Origin of the sequence: Actinospica acidithermotolerans (genome assembly GCF_018139625.1) — a bacterium.
In the GTDB taxonomy this organism is placed as follows: domain Bacteria; phylum Actinomycetota; class Actinomycetes; order Streptomycetales; family Catenulisporaceae; genus Actinospica; species Actinospica acidithermotolerans.
In genome coordinates this window covers 13,053-32,503 of sequence record NZ_JAGSOH010000056.1, presented here as the reverse complement: position 1 = coordinate 32,503, position 19,451 = coordinate 13,053, and the positions used below count along the sequence as shown (strand labels likewise).

Below are 19,451 nucleotides of genomic sequence, written 5' to 3'. Positions count from 1 at the left end.
CCGGCGGTCGACGGCGTCAGCCGCGCAGCACGGCGTCCGTGTGGCGCGCGGCCGAGGCGACGGCGGCGTCCCGCACGGCCGCGACCTCGTCGGCCTTCAGCGTGCGGTCCGCGGCGCGCAGGCGGAGCGAGAAGGCCAGCGACTTGCTGCCCGCCTCGATCCGATCGCCCTCGTAGACGTCGAACAGGCGCACCGACTCGAGCAGCGGGCCCGCGCCGGCCACCAGCGCCGACTCCACGTCCGCGGCCGGGACCTCGCGGGAGACCACCAGCGCGACGTCGATCGCGGCGACCGGGAATCCGGAGACCCGCGGACCGCGCACGTGGACCTCGGTCTCCGGCACCAGCGCGTCGAGGTTGAGCTCCATCGCGCAGGTGCGCGGCGGCAGCCCGAGCTGCTCGAGGACCTTCGGGTGCAGCTCGCCGGCGTAGCCGACGATGCGCTCGTCCAGCGAGAGCACGGCGCAGCGGCCCGGGTGCCAGGGCTCGTACTGCTCCTGGTCCACCGTCAGCTCGGCGCCGCAGGCGGCGGCGACCGTGCGGGCGGCCTCGACCGCGTCGGCCCAGTTCGCCGCGCGGCCCTCGCCCCACCAGCCGGACCGCTCCCAAGTGCCGGTCAGCACCGCGGCGACGTGCCGCGGCTGGTCGGGCAGCGCGGACTCGAGCGCGGCCAGCTCCTCGTCGGTCGGCCGGCGGTCCACCGGCAGCCGCGGCGGGGCCGAGGCGCCCGGGCGCGGCTGGTAGACCAGGCCGGTCTCGAACAGCGCGACGTCCGGGAAGCCGCGGCCCACATTGCGCCGCAGCGTCGCGAACAGGCCGGGCAGCAGCGTCGTGCGCAGCTGTGGCTGCTCGTCCGAGATCGGGTTGACCACCGTCAGGGCGCTGCGCCGGGCGTCGGTCTCCGGGATGCCCATCGCGTCCAGCTCGGCCTTGCCGACGAACGGGTAGTTGAGCACCTCGACGTAGCCGGCGTCGGCGAGCGAGCGGCCGACGCGGCGGTGCAGCCGCTGGCGCAGCGTCAGGCCGCGGCCGCGCGGGGCGGTCGGCAGCCGCGAGGGGATCCGGTCGTAGCCCTCGAGCCGGATGACCTCCTCGGCCAGGTCGTTCGGGTCGGTCAGGTCGGGGCGCCAGGTCGGCGGGGTGACCGACAGCACATCGGTGCCCTCGACCGAGCAGCCGACCTCCTGAAGGCGGCGCACCACGGCGGCCCGCTCGTACGCGACCCCGGCGACCCGGCCGGGCAGCTCCGCGTCGATCGCGATCGGCGCCGGCGGGTGCGGCTGCGTCGAGGCGACCGTGACCTCCGGGTCGGCCTCGCCGTGGCCGAGCAGCACCAGCAGGTCGACGGCGCGCTGGGCGGCCGCCGCGGCCGCGTTCGGGTCCACCGCGCGCTCGAAGCGGCGGGAGGCCTCGGACGGCAGCTTGTGCCGGCGGGCGGTGCGCGCGATCGTCGCCGGGGCGAAGTGCGCGGCCTCGATCAGCACGTCCACGGTGCCCTCGTGCACCTCGGTGGAGGCGCCGCCCATCACGCCGGCCAGGCCGATCGGGCCGGACCCGTCGGTGATCAGCAGGTCCTCGGGGTGCAGCGTGCGCTCGACGTCGTCCAGCGTGGTCAGCTTCTCCCCCGGCGCGGCGCGCCGGACGGTGATGCCGCCGGTCAGCCGGTGCAGATCGTAGCCGTGCAGCGGCTGGCCGATCTCGAGCATCACGTAGTTCGTGATGTCCACGATCAGCGAGATCGGGCGCATGCCGGCCAGCTGGATCCGCCGCTGCATCCACAGCGGGGTGGTGGCGAGCGGGTCGATGCCGCGCACCGCGCGGGCCACGAAGCGGTCGCAGCCGGTCGGATCGGCGAGGGTCACCGGAAAGCCGTTGCCGGTCGGCGCGGGCGTGTCCAGCAGCGCCGGGTCACGGAGCGTCAGGCCGTAGGCGATCGCGGTCTCGCGGGCCATGCCGCGCATGGACAGGCAGTAGCCGCGGTCCGTGGTGACGGCGATGTCCAGCACCTCGTCGCGAATGCCGAGCAGCTCGATCGCGTCCGCGCCGACCGGCACGTCCGAGGGCAGCACGATGATGCCGCTGTGGTCGTCGCCGAGGCCGAGCTCGCGGGCCGAGCAGATCATGCCGTCCGACACGTGGTCGTAGGTCTTGCGCGCGGCGATCTTGAAGTCGCCGGGCAGCACCGCGCCGGGCAGCGCGGCCACGACCTTGTCGCCGGCCTTGAAGTTGCGCGCGCCGCAGACGATGCCGCGCACGCCGCCGTTCTCGGCGCCCACGTCGACCTGGCAGAAGCGGATCGGCTTCTTGAAGCCGGTGAGCTCCTCGATCTCCAGGACGTGGCCGACGACCAGCGGACCGGACAGGCCGGCGCCCGAGCTGTGCACCGTCTCGACCTCGAAGCCGATCGGGATCAGCTTCTCGGCCAGCTCGCGCCCGGAGACCTCGGCGGGCAGGTCGACGTACTCGCGCAGCCAGGAAAGGGGGACGCGCATCAGATTTCCACTCCGAACGGGAGGGTGAAGCGGACGTCACCCTCGACGATGTCGTGCATGTCCGCGATGCCGTGCCGGAACATCAGCGTCCGCTCGAGGCCGATGCCGAAGGCGAAGCCGCTGTAGCGCTCCGGGTCGATGCCGACCGAGACGAGCACGCGCGGGTTGACCACGCCGCAGCCGCCGAGCTCGATCCAGCCCTCGGAGGAGCAGGTGCGGCACGGGTTGTCCGGGTCGCCGACCGACGAGCCGTGGCACACGAAGCACTGCATGTCGAGCTCGGCGCTCGGCTCGGTGAACGGGAAGTAGTTCGGGCGCAGCCGGGACGTGAGGCCCGCGCCGAACATCTCCTGCACGAAGTAGTCCAGGGTGCCCTTGAGGTCGGCCATGCCGATGCCCTCGTCCACGACCAGGCCCTCGATCTGGTTGAAGACCGGGGTGTGGGTGGCGTCCAGCGCGTCGGTGCGGAAGGTGCGGCCGATGGAGACCATGTGCAGCGGCGGCTTGCGGGTGAGCATCGAGCGGATCTGCAGCGGCGAGGTCTGGGTGCGCAGGATCAGCGCGTCGCGGCCGTCGTCCACGTCCGGGTCGTAGCCCGGGGTGTCGATGAAGAAGGTGTCCTGCGGGCTGCGCGCCGGGTGGTCCCGGCCGATGTTGAGGGCGTCGAAGTTCATCCACTCGGCCTCGACCTCGGGGCCCTCGTTGACCTCCCAGCCGAGGGCGCCGAAGACCTCGGCGATCCGCTCGGTGAGCGTGGTCAGCGGGTGCCGCCCGCCGCGCGGGGCGCGGTCCCAGGGCAGCGTGACGTCGACGGACTCCTCGACGAGCACCCGGGCGTCGCGCTCGGCGGCGAGCTCGGCGCGCCGCTCGGCCACGGCCCTGGAGACGGCGGCGCGGGCCTGGCCGACCCGCTTGCCCGCGTCGGCCTTGGCGGCCGGGGGCAGCGCGCCGATCTCGCGGTTGGCCAGGGCCAGCGGGGATCGGTCCTTCGCGTGCGCGATCTCCGCCTCGTGCAGGGCGTCGAGGTCGGCGGCCGCGGCGATCGCCGCGAGGGCCTCGTCCCTGGCCTTCTCGACGGCCTCGGGCTTGAGCACCTCGACCTCTACCGGGTCGTAGCTCTTGTTCGGTGCGGACATGGGATTCGGCTCTACTTCCGCTACTTCCACGCCATCGCGGCGTGCGGTCTCTTCTCGGCGGGCGCCCCAATCCTAACGGGCGCGGGCCGACGGGCAGGCGGGAACGCCCGCTGCCCCGGACCGGAACCCGAAGGGGTTCCGTCAGGCAGCGGGCATGGTAAATCGGAAGCGGGCGCCGCCGCCGGGGGCCCGGCCGACCGTGATGGCGCCGCCGTGCGCCTCGACGATGCCCTTGACGATGTAGAGGCCGAGGCCGGTGCCGCCGCGCCGGTTGCCGCGCCAGAAGCGGGTGAAAACCCGGCCGAGCATGGCCTCGGGAATGCCGGGGCCCTCGTCGTCGACCGTCATCGCGATCATCGGCGTGCCCTCTCCCTTCCGCTCGGCGTCCGCGTCCTCGGGCAGTTCCTCGAAGGCGATCGTGACACGTCCGTCGCCGTGCCGCACCGCGTTTTCCAGCAGGTTCGCCACGACCTGCCGCAGCTTGTCCGGGTCGGCCCAGACGGCGGGCAGCTCGACCGATTGTACGTCGAATCGCTCCGCGGGCAGGCCGGCCGCGATCATCCCGGCGGTCTGATCCGTCACCAGCTCCACCAGGTCGACCGGATAGCAGCCGAGCTGCAGCCGGCCGGAGTCGATGCGGGCGATGTCGAGCAGCTCGGCGATCAGCCGGGTGACCCGGTCGGCGTCGGCGTCCACCGTCTCGAGCATCAGCTTGCGCTGGTCGTCGGTGAAGCGCTCCCACTTCGCGAGCAGCGTCGCGGTGAAGCCCTTGACGCTGGTGAGCGGGGAGCGCAGCTCGTGCGCGACGGTCGCGATCAGGTCGGCGTGCCGCCGCTCGACCCTGGCGCGGGCGGAGGTGTCACGCAATCCGATGACGACGCGCTCGATCGGGCCGGTGCGCTCCCGTACGTAGCGCGCGGTGACCAGGACGTCCCGGCCGTCCGGCAGCAGCAGCCTGGTCTCCGGCTGGCCCGTGCGCACGGCCAGGCCCCCGTACGGATCGGTGCAGGCCCACCACAGCCTGCCCTCGAGGTCGAGCAGCGGCAGCGCCTCGTCGAGCGGGCGGCCGAGCGCGTCGGCGGCCCGCAGCCGGGTGATGCGCTCCGCGGCGCGGTTGAACACCGCCACGCGGCCCCCCGCGTCCGCGATGACGACGCCGTCGGGCAGTTCGTCGTACCGCGGCCCGGACGCGGCGTCGTCCGGTCCCTGTGCAACGTTCGAATCCAACTGGACTTGAGTCCTCTCCCTGACCGCTCATGTCCGTCCCTTGCCCGCGAAGCCGGGGACTCCGGGCGACCGCCGCGGACCGGGTCCCATCATGCCTCGCTGACACCCCATCATTCCCGGTACCGCCACCGTAGCGCCAGCCTTGGCGGACATACGCCCAAGTCTTCACGGGTCTAGGTGCGGGGATGAAGCCGCGGGTAGGTGCGGGGATGAAGCCGTGGGACGGCCGTGCCGGGTGAGCTGGATCACGGGGCGCAGCGCCGCTGGGCGCGCGCCGACGCATAGAGGCACACGGCCGCGGCGGTGGCCAGGTTCAGCGACTCGGCCCGGCCGTGGATGGGCACGCGGACGGTCTCGTCGGCCAGCGCGCGGATCGGCTCGGGCAGCCCCCAGGCCTCGTTGCCGAACATCCAGCAGGTCGGCGCGGCGAGGGCGCCGCCGTCCGCCTCGTCGTCGAGGTCCGCAGGGCCGGAGCCGTCGGCGGCCAGCACGCGCAGGCCGCGGCCGCGGAGCGCGGCGGTGGCCTCGGCCAGGTCGACGCCGATGACCACCGGGAGATGGAAGAGCGAACCCACGGAGGTCCGCACGACCTTCGGGTTGTAGACGTCCACGGACTCGGCGCTGAAGAGCACCGCGTCGGCGCCGGCGGCGTCGGCCGCGCGGAGCACGGAGCCGGCGTTCCCGGGGTCGCGGATGTGCGCGAGCAGCACGATGAGCCTGGCCGGCCGGTCCAGCACCGCGGCGAGCGGCTGGTCCAGGAACCGGCATACGCCGACCAGCCCCTGGCCGGCGACGGTGTCGCCGAGCGAGGCCAGGACCTCGTCCGCGGCGATCGTGACGGTCGCGCCGGCGGCGTGCGCGGCGTCCAGGATCGCCGGGTGCCGAGCGGCCGCGTCGGCGGTGGCGAACAGCTCGGTGAGCAGGCCCTTCTCCGCGGCCGCCTCGCGCACGGCCTGCGGGCCCTCGGCGAGGAAGAGCCGCTGCCTGGCCCGGAAGGCACGGGAGGCAAGCCGGCGCGCCGCGATCACCCGGGTCGACTTGACCGAGGTGATCACCGCGTCGCGCGGGCCTGCCATCCGGAATCCGCTCTATCGCTGCGGGCTATCGGGCCGGGGCGCAGATCGCCGCTCAGGCCGCGACCTTCTCGGCCTTCGGCGCGTTCACGTCGGCCGGGAGCGCCTTCTGGGCCACCTCGACGAGCGCGGCGAAGGCGGCGGCGTCGTTGACGGCCAGGTCGGCGAGGATCTTGCGGTCCACCTCGACACCCGCGGCCTTGAGGCCCTGGATGAAGCGGTTGTAGGTCAGGCCGTTGGCGCGGGCCGCGGCGTTGATGCGCTGGATCCACAGCCGGCGGAAGTCGCCCTTGCGCTTCTTGCGGTCGCGGTACGCGTAGACCAGCGAGTGGGTGACCTGCTCCTTGGCCTTGCGGTACAGGCGCGAGCGCTGGCCGCGGTAGCCGCTCGCCTGCTCCAGGATCGCCCGGCGCTTCTTGTGGGCGTTGACCGCCCGCTTCACGCGTGCCATGTCGAATCTTCTCCTCGGGGGCGGGGCCGGTGCCGGCGCGCAGGGCGCGGCGCGGCCCCTTGCATATCAGGGGTCTAGGGGGTGGTGCGCGGTACCGGGGGTTACTTGCCGAGCAGCCGCTTGATGCGCTTCACGTCGGCCGGAGCGAGGACGACCTCGCCGGAGACGCGGCGGGTGTAGCGCGAGGACTTGCGCTCGAGCAGGTGGCGCTTGCCCGCCTGACCCCGCATGATCTTGCCGGAGCCGGTCACGCGGAAGCGCTTCTTGGATCCGCTGTGGGTCTTGTTCTTCGGCATGGCTGCCGTTCTCCATCTCATCTCGCGTCACGATCCCGCCGCCGCCCGCCTTCTCCGGCGGGCGGCGCGGCGCGATCGTGCCTCGGGGCGGCGGCGGGTTGTGCCGTCGCCGGATTCGGTTGTCTCGCGGGACGCGCGGAGGCTACTCCGCGGTCTCCTCGGCGGACCCGACGTTCTCGGTGGTCTCGTCGATCTCGGCGGCCTGGTCGGTCTCGGCCGGCGCCTCGGCGTCCGCATCCCTGCCGGACTGCGCGGCGCGGGCGGCCTTCGCGGCCCGGGCCTCCGCCATCGCGTCGACCTTCTTCTTCCGCGGGCCGAGCACCATGATCATGTTGCGCCCGTCCTGCTTGGGCGCGAACTCGACGAAACCGAGCTCCTCGACATCCGAGGCGAGCCGGTCCAGCAGCCTGCGGCCGAGCTCCGGGCGGGACTGCTCCCGGCCGCGGAACATGATCGTGATCTTGACCTTGTCCCCGGCGTTGAGGAACCGGACGACGTGACCCTTCTTGGTCTCGTAGTCGTGCGGGTCGATCTTCGGCCGGAGCTTCATCTCCTTGATGATCGTGTGCGCCTGGTTCTTGCGCGCCTCACGGGCCTTCATCGCGGACTCGTACTTGAACTTGCCGTAGTCCATGAGCTTGGCCACCGGCGGACGCGAGGTGGGCGCGATCTCGACCAGGTCGAGGTCGGACTCCTGGGCCAGGCGCAGCGCGTCCTGGATCGAGACGATCCCGACCTGCTGGCCGTCCGGGCCGACCAGGCGCACCTCGGGCACGCGGATCCGGTCGTTGATGCGGGGTTCGGCGCTGATGGGGCCTCCTAGGTTCATGCGGTCCCGGAGGCTCGCCGAGAGCCGTCGTACCGGGTCCGCTGGTCGGTGCGGGGTGAGCCCGCACCGCCGTGAAACGCCCGGGAGGCTGGGACGATTCCTCGGCATACGAAAAAGCTCCGCAATGTCCGCCTTCGCGGAAGCAATGCAGAGCTCCACCTTGCCGTCGCGCGCGAATGCGAATCGCGCGCCGGTACCGTACCCATCGACCGCCGGTCGATCAGGTGGGAGGTGGGCCCTCCACTTGCGCGTCGGGGCCACCCGGGGGCAGTCCCTTACGTGACGCTATCCCTAGATTAGCAGACTCCCGGCACTGCACCGGCACTTCGAGGCCGGCCACGCGGGCGTGCGACACTGGCGTGTCGGGAGTACCAGCATAAGGAGTACAGGGTGAGCACCACGGCCGAGCAGCAGATCGACGTATCGGAGCGCGACCTCGCCGAGGTCCCCGCCGTCGAGGTGATCGCGACGCTGGCCGTGCACCTGATGACCGCCGCCGCGGTGCAGCTCGGCCTCGGCGAGCCGGACGAGCACGGGAACGCGCCGGAGAAGGACCTGGACGAGGCGCGCAAGCTGATCACCGCGCTGGCCGGCCTGGTCACCGCCGCCGCGCCGGAGATCGGCTCGCAGCACGCGCTGCCGCTGCGGGACGGCCTGCGCACGCTGCAGCTGGCCTTCCGCGAGGCCTCTGCCGTGGCCGACGCGCCGGGTCAGGGCCCGGGCGAGAAGCTCACCGGACCGGTCGGCTGACCCGGTCGGGCCGGCTCAGCTGCCCGAGGCCGGGTCCGGCGCCATCACGATCTGCAGGCCGCCGGAGAGCCGGTCCCGCAGCAGCTCGTCCTCGGAGATCGCCGTCGCGACCCGCTGCAGCGGCTCGGCGAGTCCCGCCGGATCGGTGCCGGGCACGAAGCCGAGCGCCAGGACCGTGACGTCCTCCGCCGCCTGGCCGAGCCGGGCGTCGTCGAGCACCCGGGCGATCTCGGGAACGCCGGCGAGCGCCCGCTTGATCGCGTCCACGACCTCCGGGTCGACGGACGGCGGCAGCGGCTTGCGCTGCTGGGCGAAGGCCCGCAGCGCGCTGCCGGAGATCTCGAACTGGCCGGGGCCGCCGAGGTCGAGCAGCAGCACCGCCGCGTTCTCCTGGAGCGTCGCCGCGGCCGCGGTCTCTATCGTCACCGGGATCGGCCGCGCCTGCGGGTAGCCGGCCTTCGCGCCCCACTCGGACAGCGCCTGCACCGAGGTGAACGCCGGCAGCGCCTTGACCCCGTCGCCCGCGACCAGCGTGATCACGGCCATGTCGCTGTCCTTGTCGCGGCGCAGCGGCTTGCCGTCCGGGCCGAGGGTCTCGGCCGTCTCGCTCTCGCCGAGCACCGCGACCACCGGGACGAGCACGCGCCGCCCGGAGAGCGCCGCGTACGCCGGGTAGACGGCCGCCTCGTCGCGCCGGGCCGCCGCCAGCACCTCGATCAGCGCCGGATCAGCGGTCCCGTCGTCTCCGTCGAAGCCGGTGGAGAGCAGATTGCGCTGGTGCGCCGGACCGTGGGTGTCGCTCATTCGTCCGACCCTAGCCGAGGCCCGTCCGACGGCGGCGCCTGGGGCCGGACGAACTCCACGATCTCGACCTCGAACCGCGGCGGCTTCGGCCGACGCAGCATCAGCAGCGCGACGACGAGCGCGATCGCGATGAGCACGGCGCCGCCGATCGCCGCGCGCGCCCGGTCGCTCAGCCCGGAGGATCCGAGCGTCACCGTCTCGGTCGGGCCGTAGCCGAAGTGGCCGGAGGCGACGCCCGAGCCGGCCTTCGGCACCGTCGGCAGGCCGCTCATCGACTTCGCCGCCCGCAGCGCGGCCACCGGGTCGATCACGCCGAAGCCGACCTCGTCGTCGCGGCCGCCGCCCGGCTTGTCGCTCGCCGTCGTCTCGAGCACGCTCTTGATCTGCTCGGTGCTGAGCGCTGGATTCTCCGCCTTGAGCAGAGCGACGAGCCCGGAGACGTACGCGGTGGCCTGGCTGGTGCCGCTGCCCTCCATGTAGGCGTCGTCGGCGTTGTACGCGTCGCACGGCAGGTTCACGCCGGGCGCCGCGACGGCGACGTCCCAGCCGGTCGTGGAGAAGTTCGCGTGGTTGCCGCCGGAGTCGACCGCCGCGACCGTGATGACGCCGCGCTCGCCGCCGGGGTAGGAGACCGGGTCGCCCTGCGTCGCGCCGTTTCCGGCCGCCGCGACGACCACGACGTTGTGCGCGAGGGCGTAGCGGATCGCATCGGACTCGGCGGACGAGTCGTCGCCCGCGTCCGACTCCTCGCCGCCGAGGGACATGGATATGACCTGGGCGCCGTGGTCCACCGCGTACCTGATGCCGTCCGAGATCGGCGTCGAGTCGGTGGTGGCCTGGCCGAAGTCGGGGGCGTCGTCGTCGCGGATGACCCGGACGGACAGGATGTGCGCGTCCGGCGCGACGCCGAGCATGCCGTCGCCGCCGCCGTTGCGCCCGTGGCCGGCGATGATCGAGGCCATGCAGGTGCCGTGCTCGCCCCAGCCGGAGTCGCCCTGCTTCTCGATGCCGCCCGCGTAGTCTGGTCCGGTGGTGACCTGGCCGGTCAGGTCGGCGCGGCCCTGCACGACGCCGGTGTCCAGCAGCGCGACGGTCACGCCGGTGCCGCTGCTGATCCGCTGCGCGGCCGGCAGGTCCAGGTAGCCGACCGGCCACTCGGCCGTCCGGATCGCGTCGGCGGCGGCCGGGGACGCGCCGATCGTCAGGGAGGCGGCCACGCAGGCCAGTGCGCCCGCGAGCGCTCCGAGGGTCCGTGCCCCGCGCACCCGCGCCCTCATGAGTGGGCTCCGTTCGGGGAGTAGAGGGCGCTGAACGTGGACAGCGTCGAGGCGGACAGGTCGTCGGCGACCTGGACCGGCGGCGAGTCGGACTGGAGTTCGGAGTCGTTGCCCAGGTCGAATGCCGCGGCCGAGGGGCCGAGGCGCCCGTCGGCGAACCCCGCGACGGAGAACGCGATGTAGGAGCCGTCGTTCGAGATCGCCGACTTCCACGCGATCCGCTGCGCGTCGCCGAAGCTCGCGGCGAGCGTCGAGCGGACCGGGTACGTCGAGGGCATCATCGAGTACTGCCGGGCGTACGAGTCGGCGGTCCAGTCCTGGAACAGCGCCGTTCGCTGCGCGCCGGTGCCGCCGACCGCGACGAGGCCGACGGTCGCGACGACGGACTCCGTCGAGTCGAGGTAGGTGGCCCGCACGACGTGCGTGCAGCCGGCGGCGCCGAGCGCCTTGATGAACGCGGCGGGCAGGTGCGCGCAGGACTCGTCCGGGTCTACGGCGAGCCGGTAGTACGACTCGGTGCCCTCGCGGTCGATCTTCGCGGGCAGGATCCGGTCGGCGCCCGCGCTGCGCCAGACGGCGCGCGCCGCGACGTCCGCGGCCGCGGCGCCGGATCCCGGCTTCGCTCCCGCCTCGTACGAGGGGCTGCCGCCGGACAGCGCGAAGCCGACGCCGGCCACCGCGAGGGCGACCAGCGGGACGAGGGCCGCGGCGATCACCCGTCCGGGTGAACGACGTGGTCGCGGCGGCAGCCCCGCGGTGTCCGGGAAGCCCCCGTCCGCGCCGAATGCCTGCGATTCCACGCCGCTCCCTCCGACCGGCGGGTCGCGCGCCCGCCGAAAAGACGTATCAACGACGCACCCTATACCGGAGTTCCGGCGCTCTTCTCGGTCATCAACTCGAAACCGTTCCGGGACACGTTCGCTCTCGCCCGGCCCCGCGGGCTCGTGGCAGGGTCGTTAGCGTGAAGGACCTCGATCGGCTGAACCACGCCACCGCGCACCTCGACCCGCCGCTGGCGGTGGTCGACCTCGCGGCGCTGCGCGAGAACGCGGCCGAGCTGGTGCGCCGGGCCGGCGGCAAGCCCATCCGGGTGGCCTCCAAGTCCGTGCGCTGCCGGGAGATCCTCCGGGCGGTGCTGGAGATGGACGGGTTCGAGGGCGTGATGGCCTTCACCCTGCCCGAGGCGCTGTGGCTGGCCGAGTCCGGCTTCGCGGACATCCTGGTGGCCTACCCGACGGCGGACCGCGCGGCGATCCGCCGGCTGGCCGCCGACCCGGTGGCCGCCGACGTGATCACGCTGACCGCGGACTCGGTCGAGCAGCTGGACCTGATCGAGAAGGTCATGGCCGAGGTGCCCGACGCCGCTCCGGTGCGGATCAGCGTGGACATCGACGCCTCCTGGCGCCCGCTGCGCGGCAAGCTGCGGGTCGGCGCCCGGCGCTCCCCGCTGCACAGCGTCGAGGCCGTCTGCACGGTGGCCCGCGAGGCCGCCGACCGGACCGGCCTGCGGCTGGTCGGCCTGATGGCGTACGAGGCGCAGATCGCCGGGGTCGGCGACCGGCCGCCGGGCAGGCCGGCCCGCGGTCTCGCCGTGCGCGCGATGCAGGGGCTGAGCGCGGCCGAGCTGGCCGAGCGCCGGGCCGAGATCGTGGCGGCGGTCAAGGAGATCGGGCAGCTGGAGTTCGTCAACGGCGGCGGCACCGGCTCGGTCGAGCGCACGGCGGCCGAGGAGGCGGTGACCGAGATCGCGGCGGGCTCCGGCCTGTTCAAGCCGCGCCTGTTCGACGGCTACCGGAACGTGGGCGGACGGCCCGCGGCGCTGTTCGCGCTGCCGGTGGTGCGCCGCCCGGGGCTCGGCGTGGTCACCGTGCTCGGCGGCGGCTACCTGGCGTCCGGCGTGCCCGGGAAGGACCGGCTGCCGCAGCCGTACCTGCCGCCGAAGCTGCGCTACGACGCGCAGGAGGGCGCCGGCGAGGTGCAGACCCCGCTGCTCGGCCCGACGGCGGACGACCTGGCCGTGGGCGACCGGGTCTGGTTCCGGCACGCGAAGGCCGGCGAGCTGTGCGAGCGCTTCGCCGAGCTGCACACGATCGAGGGCGACAAGGTGACGGCGACCGTGCCGACCTATCGCGGCGAGGGCCGCACGTTCCTGTAGACGCCGGCGGGGTCCGCGCCAGGGGCCGCAGGCCCCTGACGCCGGGTCAGCGGCGCTCGAGCAGCGTGACCGTGATTCCCCAGACGTGCCACACCTGCACGGTGCGGTACTGCAGCATCAGCGCCAGCGACCAGTCCGCCCGCTCGACCGCGTAGGGCGCGACGAAGCCGGTCTCCAGCATCCAGACCCGGTCCGGGGCCTTGTCCACGCACGCCTCGGTGCTCGTGCAGTAGGCCGGCGTGAGGCTGTTCTCCTGCGCGTCGGTGCGCTGCGTGAAGATGTCGCTCAGCTGCTCGTCGGCCGGCAGGTACTCGTTGACGCCGAGCTCGATGTGCACGGACTGGCCGAAGGTGCCGGCGTCGCCCGCCTTGTAGTTGGCGTGGACGATCGCGGCGGCCGCCGAGTAGTCCTCGGGCAGCACCGAGGCGCCGGGGTAGTCGTACTTGAAGTGGCTCAGGTGGCCGTGGATCTGCAGCTGGTCGTAGGTCACCGCCACCGCGGTGACGAGGATGACCGCGATCAGCGCGGCCTTGCGCGCGGGCCAGAGCCGGTCCACGGCGGCGGCGATCGCGATGGCCCACACCGGGAGCACGAACAGCAGGTAGCGCGCGAAGGAGTCGAAGCCGACGCCGAACAGCGAGACGAACCAGAGCGCGACGACCGGGAACGTCGCGGAGGCCAGGATCGTCAGCTCGGGGCCCCGCTTGCGGTGCGAGAGCAGCAGCGGCAGGGCGAGCAGCACGAGGAGCGAGAAGGGGGCCGAGTTGCCGATGTCCTTCCACATCGACGGCAGATCGGAGACGGTCGCGCGCGACAGGTCGCCGAGCTGGCTGTCGGCCTCGAAGGCGCCGAAGACGATGACCGGCAGGTCGATGAGCACGGCGACGCCGACGGCGAGCACGAAGGGCCTGAGGTAGTCGCGGCGGCGCGTGGCCGGGTCGTCGCTTTCGGCGCGCGCCTTGACCAGCACGGCCACCGCGTGGCCCACCACGGCCATCAACGCGATCAGGTTCAGCGCGCCGGTGAGGGCGAGAATCGCGCCGTAGATCTTCCAGCGCCGCGGGCTCGGCTGCTCCAATGCGCGCAGCAGAAGCAGGAACGCGGCCGAGGCGCCGAGGACCACGAAGCCGTAGGACCGGGCCTCCTGCGCGTACCGCGCCACGCCCGGGATGAGCGCGAAGATCATCGCCGCTGTCAGCCCGATGCGCTTGTCGAAGAGCTTTTCGGCGATCACCGCCGTGCACGCCGTGGCCCCGCACATCGCGAGGACGCTCGGCAGCCGCACCGAGATCGGCGAGGCGCCGAACAGGATGATCCAGACGTGCATGAAGAGGTAGTAGACGGTGTGCACCGCGTCGACGTGGCCGGCCGTCGCGATGATGCCGCTGAAGGGCCGGCGAGCGATGTCGATCGTGCTCAGCTCGTCCCACCACAGATCGATCGAGGACGCGCGCCACAGCCCGAGGACCGCCGTGACCAGTACCGGCAGCAGCCAGAGCCGGTTCGGCCACGCGGGCTGGCGCTTCGTGGTGACCGTGTCCGCCGGTGCGGGCAGAGGGACGGCGGTAACCGGCTGCGTAAGCAAGCGACACCCCCCTCTTCCTGTTGTGTATACGGGCACGTCAGTATATGGACCGGATCTGAAGGGATACGCAATACGGGCGAGGGTGGCACGCCGCCTAGACACGATCGTGACATCCTTGCAATGTGGCTCAGCTGATGCTCCTGGATACGCCCACGCTCTACTTCCGGGCTTTCTTCGCGTTGCCGGACTCGATCACGGCGCCCGACGGGCGTCCGGTGAACGCCGTCCGAGGCACCCTCGACTTCATCTCGCACCTGGTCACGCACCATCGGCCGGACCGGCTGATCGCGTGCTTCGACGCGGACTGGCGTCCGGCGTTCCGGGTTGCGCTGCTGCCGTCGTACAAGGCGCACCGGGTGGTCGGGGAGCCGGCGCCCGAGGCGCGCGGCGAGGGCAGCGCGTCCGTCGAGGAGGTGCCGGACACCCTCACCCCTCAGGTGGCGATGCTGCTGGAAGTCCTCGCCGCGTTCGGAATCGCGGACGGCTGGGCGCCCGGCTTCGAGGCCGACGACGCGATCGCGGCGTACGCGGCCCGCCACCGCGCGGAGGACGGCGGCCCGGTGGACGTCGTGACCGGGGACCGGGACATGTTCCAGCTGATCTCGGACGCGGACAGGGTACGAGTATTTAACATCGCGCGCGGCGTGGCGAAGCTGGAAGTGCTCGGCGACACGGAGCTCGCGGCCAAGTACGGGGTGACCGGCTCTCAGTACGCTGACTTCGCGACCCTGCGCGGCGACGCGAGCGACGGACTGCCCGGCGTGGCCGGGATCGGCGAGAAGACCGCCGCCGCGCTGCTGGCCGCGTACGGCTCGCTGCCGGGGCTGCTCGCGGCGGCCGCGGACCCGGCGTCGGCGGTCAAGCCGGCGGTCCGCAAGCGGCTCGCGGAGGCCGAGACGTATCTGAAGGTCGCGCCGGACGTCGTGCGCGTGCGTGCCGACGCGCCTGTCACTCCCGTGGACTCCGTGCTGCCGAGCGCGCCCGCCGACCGGGCGCGGCTGGAGGAGCTGGCCGAGAGCTACGGCCTCGGCGGTCCGGTCTCCCGGCTCACCAAGGCGCTCGCGGCGAAGGCTTGATGCTGAGCAGGTACCGACGGCAGCGGGCGATGGCGAAGGGCGGCCCCCGAGGACGGGCCGCCCTTCTCAGTGCTCTGTCCGGGTGCGGCTACCAGGCCACGGTCGCGAAGGTCTGGTTGGGCTGGTTGTTCTCGTACCACAGGTCGATCGCGGCGCCCTCGTTCCAGCTGTAGCCGTTCACGTCGAGGTACAGGCCGCTGCCGGTGTTCTGGAACGAGTCGTAGCCGCCGAGGCTGCCGTAGATGTTGAACAGCTCGTTGGAATTCCCGTCGTAGCAGATCTCCTGGTCGAGCTGGTCGCCGGCGACGCCGTCGGTGTTGATGCACAGGCCGCTGGCCGCGTTCTGGATGAACGCGCCCTGGTAGACGCCGTTGTACGACTCGTAGCCGAAGCGCCACACCTGCTCGTAGCCGCCGTCGGCGGGCCACTGGATGATCGGAGCGCCGCCGGTGAGGGCGCCGTTCGACACCGCCACGTTCTGGAAGTCGTAGCTGGCGGTGATGAGGTACTCCCCGCTCCACGTGAGCGAGTAGCCGGTGTCCGCGTGGGCCGCGGTGGCGGTGCCGCCGACCGTGGCCAGGCCGAGGGCCGCCACGGCCAGCAGCCGCGCGGCACGGTGGTCGGCGCGCGTGGGAATCAGCTTGCGAATGATGTTGGTGGACATGTTCTGGCTCCTTGGCTTGGAGACGGTCTGTTGACTGTCCTCAAGCTAGGAGTGGGACCAGGGCACGCTCCTGTAGTCGTTCTGCGTCACATCATCCCAGCTCAGCGGATTCGAGCGGCAGAAACCGGCAATATCAGGGCTCCGGTTCGGTGCCGGTGAGCCGTTCCCGGAGACGGTCCGCCCGGCGGCGCAGCGCGACGAGATCGGCCCTGGCGGTGACCGCCTGCGCGTCGCCCGCGGCCAGCACGGCCTCGTCGTACTGAGCGAGCAGTGCGTGCGTCTCCGCCATGTCCATGAGCGCCTCGGCGGTCTCGCGCGGCGCGTTCGCGGATCGGGCGATCGCCAGGGCGCGTTCGTGTTCTTCGAAAGCGCGCGAGGTCTCCCCGGTCCGGGCGAGCAGCGTCGCCAGGGTGCTGTGGGCCGAGCTCTCGTAGAGCAGGTCCCCCGCCTCGGCGACCATCCGCAGCGCCGCGTGCGCCAGATCGAGGGCGCGGGCGTCGTCGCCGAGTTCCCGATGCACGAGGGCCAGCAGCCGCATCGCCTCGGCCTCGTTGCGCCGGTCGCCGATCCGGCGGTGCAGCTCCCACGACTGGTTGATCAGGCCCAGAGCCTGATCGAGCTGAGTGCGGCGCAGTTCGCGGTCGGCGTCGCGGGCCAGCTCGATGTGGGCCGAGCCGAGGTTGGCGAGGGTCACGGCCTCGCCGGCGGTGCGCCCGCTGAGGCGGTGCAACGCGAGCGCTTCGCCCAGCCGGTTCACCGCCTCGGTCTTGTGGCCGCGGGCCCACAGGGCCGTGGCCAGGTTGTTCAACGCGACGGCCTCACCCGCGACCCAGCCCGCGCGGTGCGCGGCCTCGGCGCTGCGGGTGAAGTGGCCGGCGGAGGACTCCTGGTCCGCGGCAGCACGCGTGGCCATCCCGCAGTGCAACCACGCCATGGCCAGCTGCGTGTCACCGCCGTGCTGCGAGGCCACCTGGAGCGAGACCCGTGCGATGGTGGGCCAGTGGGCGCGGTCGCCGCGCAGATGCAGATAGCCGGTGAGCCGGTCCGCGAGCTCCAGGGCCGGGAGGACGGCGCCGGCGTCCGCGAGCTGCACGGTGGCCGCGACCAGGCCGGGACGTTCCGCATCCAGCCAGGCGAGCGCGGCACGGCCGTCCTTGAAGACCGGACCGACGCCGTCGCGGTCGGAGTCCGGTCCGCTGCCGTAGCCCGGCAGTTGGAGGATGTGCGGGTACAGCAGACGCGCGGCACGCGACGTGCCCGCGAGGTAGTACGCGGTCAACCGGTCCCGGGCGTCGTCGAGCGACCGCGCGCTCTCGGCGCCCTCGGCGAGTTCGAACGCGTACAAGCGCACCAGATCGTGGAACTTGAACCGGCCGCTCGTGTACTCGAACAGCAGGTTGCGATCCTCGAGCCGCCCGAGCACCGCGCGCGCCGCGGCGATGGGCACGTCGGCCAGCGCCGCCACCTGCCCGGCGGTCACGTCGGGTCCCGGCGCGAGCCCGGCCAGCCGGAAGACGTGCAGGTCGCCGGGGTGGAGCGCGGCGCAGGACAGCTCGAACGTCGCCCGGACGGCGGTGTGCGGATCGCCCTCGACGGCGAGCGCGTCGAGCCGCCCATCGGCGGTCAGCCGCGTGACGTGGTCGGCGACGCTGTGCGCGGGCCGGGTGGCGAGGTTCGCCGCCGTGATCCGGAGGGCGAGCGGCAGATGCGCGCACAGGTCCGCGATCTGGGCGACGGCCTCGGTTTCCGCCTGCGCGCGCGCCGGGCCTATGGCGCGGGCGAGGAGGTCGGCGGACTCGGCGGCGCTCAGCGGCCGCACGTCGACGACCGCGGCTCCGTCCCGTGCCACGAGGCCGCCGAGCCGCCGCCGCGAGGTCACGATCGCCGCGCATCCGGCCGACGCCGGAAGCAGCGGCCGGACCTGCTCGACGTCGGCGGCGTTGTCCAGGAGTATCAGGACCCGCCGACGGTCCAGGACGCTGCGCAGCAGCGCAGAGGCCTGATCCTCGTCGCCGGGCACCTGCGCCGCCGCGACGCCGAACGCGCCGAGGAACCCGGCGATCACCTCGACCGGCTGGACCGGCGTGCCGACGCCGTGTCCGCGCAGATCCGCGTACAGCTGACCGTCGGGGAAGCGATCGCGAGCCGCCCGCGCCCACCGGACGGCGAGCGCCGTCTTCCCCACACCGCCCATGCCCGTCATGACGACGATCCGCGAGGCGTGGTCGTCGTTGGCGGCGAGCAGCGCGTCGAGGGCGCGCAACTCGGCCTCGCGCCCGACGAACCCTGCGACGTCGACGGGAATCTGCGCCGGAGTCACGGCGGCGACCGCGGCGGCGGCCTGACGAGGCTCCTCCCCCGGTCGATCCTCGGCGCGAGCCGGCGGCGCGTTTCCCGCTCCCGACTCAGCGGGCTTCGACGTCTCGCCCTGGCCCCGGCTCAGGCGTTCACCCCCGGCCGCCCCCGTCGAGTGCGCGAGGCCGACCGGCCGCGTCGCCGGTGGCAGCCGTCCTCGCAGCACCCGCAGATGCGCCTCCCGGAGCTCCGGTCCCGGCTTCACGCCGAGGGCCGTGTCCAGCCGTTCCCGCAGCCCCGTGTAGAGATCGAGCGCCGCGGCCTGCCGTCCCTCGCCCGCCAGCGCCACCATGAGGCGAGCCGCCAGTCCCTCGTGCAGCGGCTCCTGCGCGCACAGCGCCAGCAGCACCTGCGCCGTGCGCCGGTAATGGCCGAGGCCGAGGCCGAAGTCGGCCCACTCCACCGCGACCGCGACCCGCAGCGCCCCGAGTGAGACCGCCGCCGGATGCTGGACCGCCCACCCGCTCTCGCCCGCCAACAGCGGGCCTCGCCAGCAGGCCAGGGCCTCGCCGTGCAGCTGCCAGGAGGCCTGCGCGGCCCCGGCCGCGCCCGCTCGCCGCGCTCGGGCCGCGAGATCCGCGAAGTGCGCCGCGTCGGATTCCTCCGGACCGATCCGTAGCCGGTAGCCGGTCGGCTCGCGGCGCAGGGGCGCGGGTGCTCCCGGGGCTGCCAGCAGACGACGCAGGCTGCTGACGTACGTGTGCACGAGCTCCCGGCTGGTGCGAGGCGGCGCGCTGCCCCAGAGCGTGTCGATGATCTCCTCGACGCCCGCCACCTGATCGGGCTGGATCGCGAGCAGGCCGAGCAGGGTGCGCTGCATGGCCGACGGGATCGAGACGGTGCGCGGGCCTCGGCGAACCGAGAGCGGTCCGAGGACGTCGATCCGCAGCCGGGTGGAGACCGACTCGTCCGGGTGGTCCGGGTGGTCCGGGTCGTCCGCGGCGGGCGGACGGCCGGTGCGGAAGTCTCCGTGCGCGAGCTCGTCCAGCTGATCGGCGTCGATGCCGAGCGCTGCGGCGAGCCTGCGCAGCGATGCGGCACGCGGCCGTACCCCGCCGCGTTCCAGGTCGCGGACGGTCCGGACGCCGACCGCGGCCTGCGCGGCAAGCTGGGCCTGGGTCAGGCCCGCGCTCGTCCGGAGCCTGCGCAGCCACGCGCCGTCCTGGCCGGCGCTCTTCCCGACGCTCTTCGGCGCCGCACCGGTATCCGCCATCGCATACCCACATTCCCTCAGGGCTCTGACGCGCATTCTGGCATCACGTCGGCGGCCCCGGGAGTCGGC

16 protein-coding genes are annotated in these 19,451 nt (G+C 73.2%); 3 read left to right on the top strand and 13 right to left on the bottom strand.

Annotated features, from left to right (window positions below; all coding sequences use genetic code 11):
• Positions 1 to 16 precede the first annotated feature (16 nt).
• The 7 genes from pheT to infC form a co-directional block, all read right to left on the bottom strand.
• Positions 17 to 2,491 carry a phenylalanine--tRNA ligase subunit beta gene (pheT, locus tag KDK95_RS19175; RefSeq protein WP_212519580.1) on the bottom strand — a complete coding sequence of 825 codons (2,475 nt, stop codon included), beginning with the start codon at positions 2,489 to 2,491 and terminating at the stop codon, positions 17 to 19.
• On the bottom strand, positions 2,491 to 3,627 hold the full coding sequence (gene pheS / locus KDK95_RS19170) for a phenylalanine--tRNA ligase subunit alpha (protein ID WP_212519579.1): 1,137 nt from the start codon (positions 3,625 to 3,627) through the stop codon (positions 2,491 to 2,493). The genes pheT and pheS overlap by 1 nt, the downstream gene beginning before the upstream one ends.
• 141 nt (positions 3,628 to 3,768) lie before the next feature.
• Complete coding sequence (locus KDK95_RS19165; RefSeq protein ID WP_212519578.1) at positions 3,769 to 4,854, bottom strand: sensor histidine kinase; 1,086 nt, start codon at positions 4,852 to 4,854, stop codon at positions 3,769 to 3,771.
• Positions 4,855 to 5,099: 245 nt separating this feature from the next.
• Positions 5,100 to 5,930: a TrmH family RNA methyltransferase gene (locus KDK95_RS19160; RefSeq protein ID WP_212519577.1), complete on the bottom strand. Its 831-nt coding sequence runs from the start codon at positions 5,928 to 5,930 to the stop codon at positions 5,100 to 5,102.
• Positions 5,931 to 5,982: 52 nt separating this feature from the next.
• Positions 5,983 to 6,378 (bottom strand): 50S ribosomal protein L20, encoded by a 396-nt coding sequence (rplT, locus tag KDK95_RS19155; protein ID WP_212519576.1) that lies wholly within the window; start codon positions 6,376 to 6,378, stop codon positions 5,983 to 5,985.
• A gap of 101 nt (positions 6,379 to 6,479) precedes the next feature.
• Positions 6,480 to 6,674, bottom strand: coding sequence for a 50S ribosomal protein L35 (rpmI, locus tag KDK95_RS19150; protein ID WP_212519575.1), 195 nt, complete (start codon positions 6,672 to 6,674; stop codon positions 6,480 to 6,482).
• 142 nt (positions 6,675 to 6,816) lie between these two features.
• A complete protein-coding gene (gene infC, locus KDK95_RS19145; RefSeq protein ID WP_212519574.1) occupies positions 6,817 to 7,503 on the bottom strand; it encodes a translation initiation factor IF-3 in 687 nt (228 codons plus the stop codon).
• A 390-nt stretch (positions 7,504 to 7,893) separates the two neighbouring features.
• Here infC and KDK95_RS19140 point away from each other — a divergent pair, with 390 nt between their 5' ends.
• Positions 7,894 to 8,253, top strand: a complete 360-nt coding sequence (locus KDK95_RS19140; RefSeq protein ID WP_307844459.1) for a DUF1844 domain-containing protein — start codon at positions 7,894 to 7,896, stop codon at positions 8,251 to 8,253.
• 15 nt (positions 8,254 to 8,268) lie between these two features.
• Here the strand turns inward: KDK95_RS19140 and KDK95_RS19135 are convergent, their stop codons facing one another.
• Genes KDK95_RS19135 through KDK95_RS19125 form a run of 3 tightly spaced genes read right to left on the bottom strand, consistent with a single transcriptional unit; the run spans position 8,269 to position 11,134 of the window.
• Positions 8,269 to 9,057, bottom strand: a complete 789-nt coding sequence (locus tag KDK95_RS19135) for an SseB family protein (RefSeq protein WP_212519573.1) — start codon at positions 9,055 to 9,057, stop codon at positions 8,269 to 8,271.
• The gene (locus KDK95_RS19130) at positions 9,054 to 10,334 is read right to left on the bottom strand and encodes a S8 family serine peptidase (protein WP_212519572.1); all 1,281 of its coding nucleotides are present in this window, start codon (positions 10,332 to 10,334) and stop codon (positions 9,054 to 9,056) included. Before KDK95_RS19130 ends, KDK95_RS19135 begins: the two co-directional genes overlap by 4 nt.
• On the bottom strand, positions 10,331 to 11,134 hold the full coding sequence (locus KDK95_RS19125; protein WP_212519571.1) for a hypothetical protein: 804 nt from the start codon (positions 11,132 to 11,134) through the stop codon (positions 10,331 to 10,333). Before KDK95_RS19125 ends, KDK95_RS19130 begins: the two co-directional genes overlap by 4 nt.
• Positions 11,135 to 11,295: 161 nt before the next feature.
• On the opposite strand from KDK95_RS19125, the gene KDK95_RS19120 reads away from it, so the two are divergent.
• Positions 11,296 to 12,489 (top strand): amino acid deaminase/aldolase, encoded by a 1,194-nt coding sequence (locus KDK95_RS19120; protein WP_307844457.1) that lies wholly within the window; start codon positions 11,296 to 11,298, stop codon positions 12,487 to 12,489.
• Between the two features lie 46 nt (positions 12,490 to 12,535).
• Here KDK95_RS19120 and KDK95_RS19115 read toward each other — a convergent pair whose 3' ends face one another.
• Complete coding sequence (locus tag KDK95_RS19115) at positions 12,536 to 14,074, bottom strand: glycosyltransferase family 39 protein (RefSeq protein ID WP_212519569.1); 1,539 nt, start codon at positions 14,072 to 14,074, stop codon at positions 12,536 to 12,538.
• A 134-nt stretch (positions 14,075 to 14,208) separates the two neighbouring features.
• On the opposite strand from KDK95_RS19115, the gene KDK95_RS19110 reads away from it, so the two are divergent.
• On the top strand, positions 14,209 to 15,150 hold the full coding sequence (locus tag KDK95_RS19110) for a 5'-3' exonuclease (protein WP_212519592.1): 942 nt from the start codon (positions 14,209 to 14,211) through the stop codon (positions 15,148 to 15,150).
• Positions 15,151 to 15,238: 88 nt separating this feature from the next.
• Here the strand turns inward: KDK95_RS19110 and KDK95_RS19105 are convergent, their stop codons facing one another.
• Entirely contained in the window at positions 15,239 to 15,814 is a 576-nt protein-coding gene (locus KDK95_RS19105; RefSeq protein WP_212519568.1) for an RICIN domain-containing protein, read from the bottom strand.
• Between the two features lie 133 nt (positions 15,815 to 15,947).
• Entirely contained in the window at positions 15,948 to 19,382 is a 3,435-nt protein-coding gene (locus KDK95_RS19100) for an AfsR/SARP family transcriptional regulator (RefSeq protein ID WP_212519567.1), read from the bottom strand.
• Between the last annotated feature and the right edge of the window lie 69 nt (positions 19,383 to 19,451).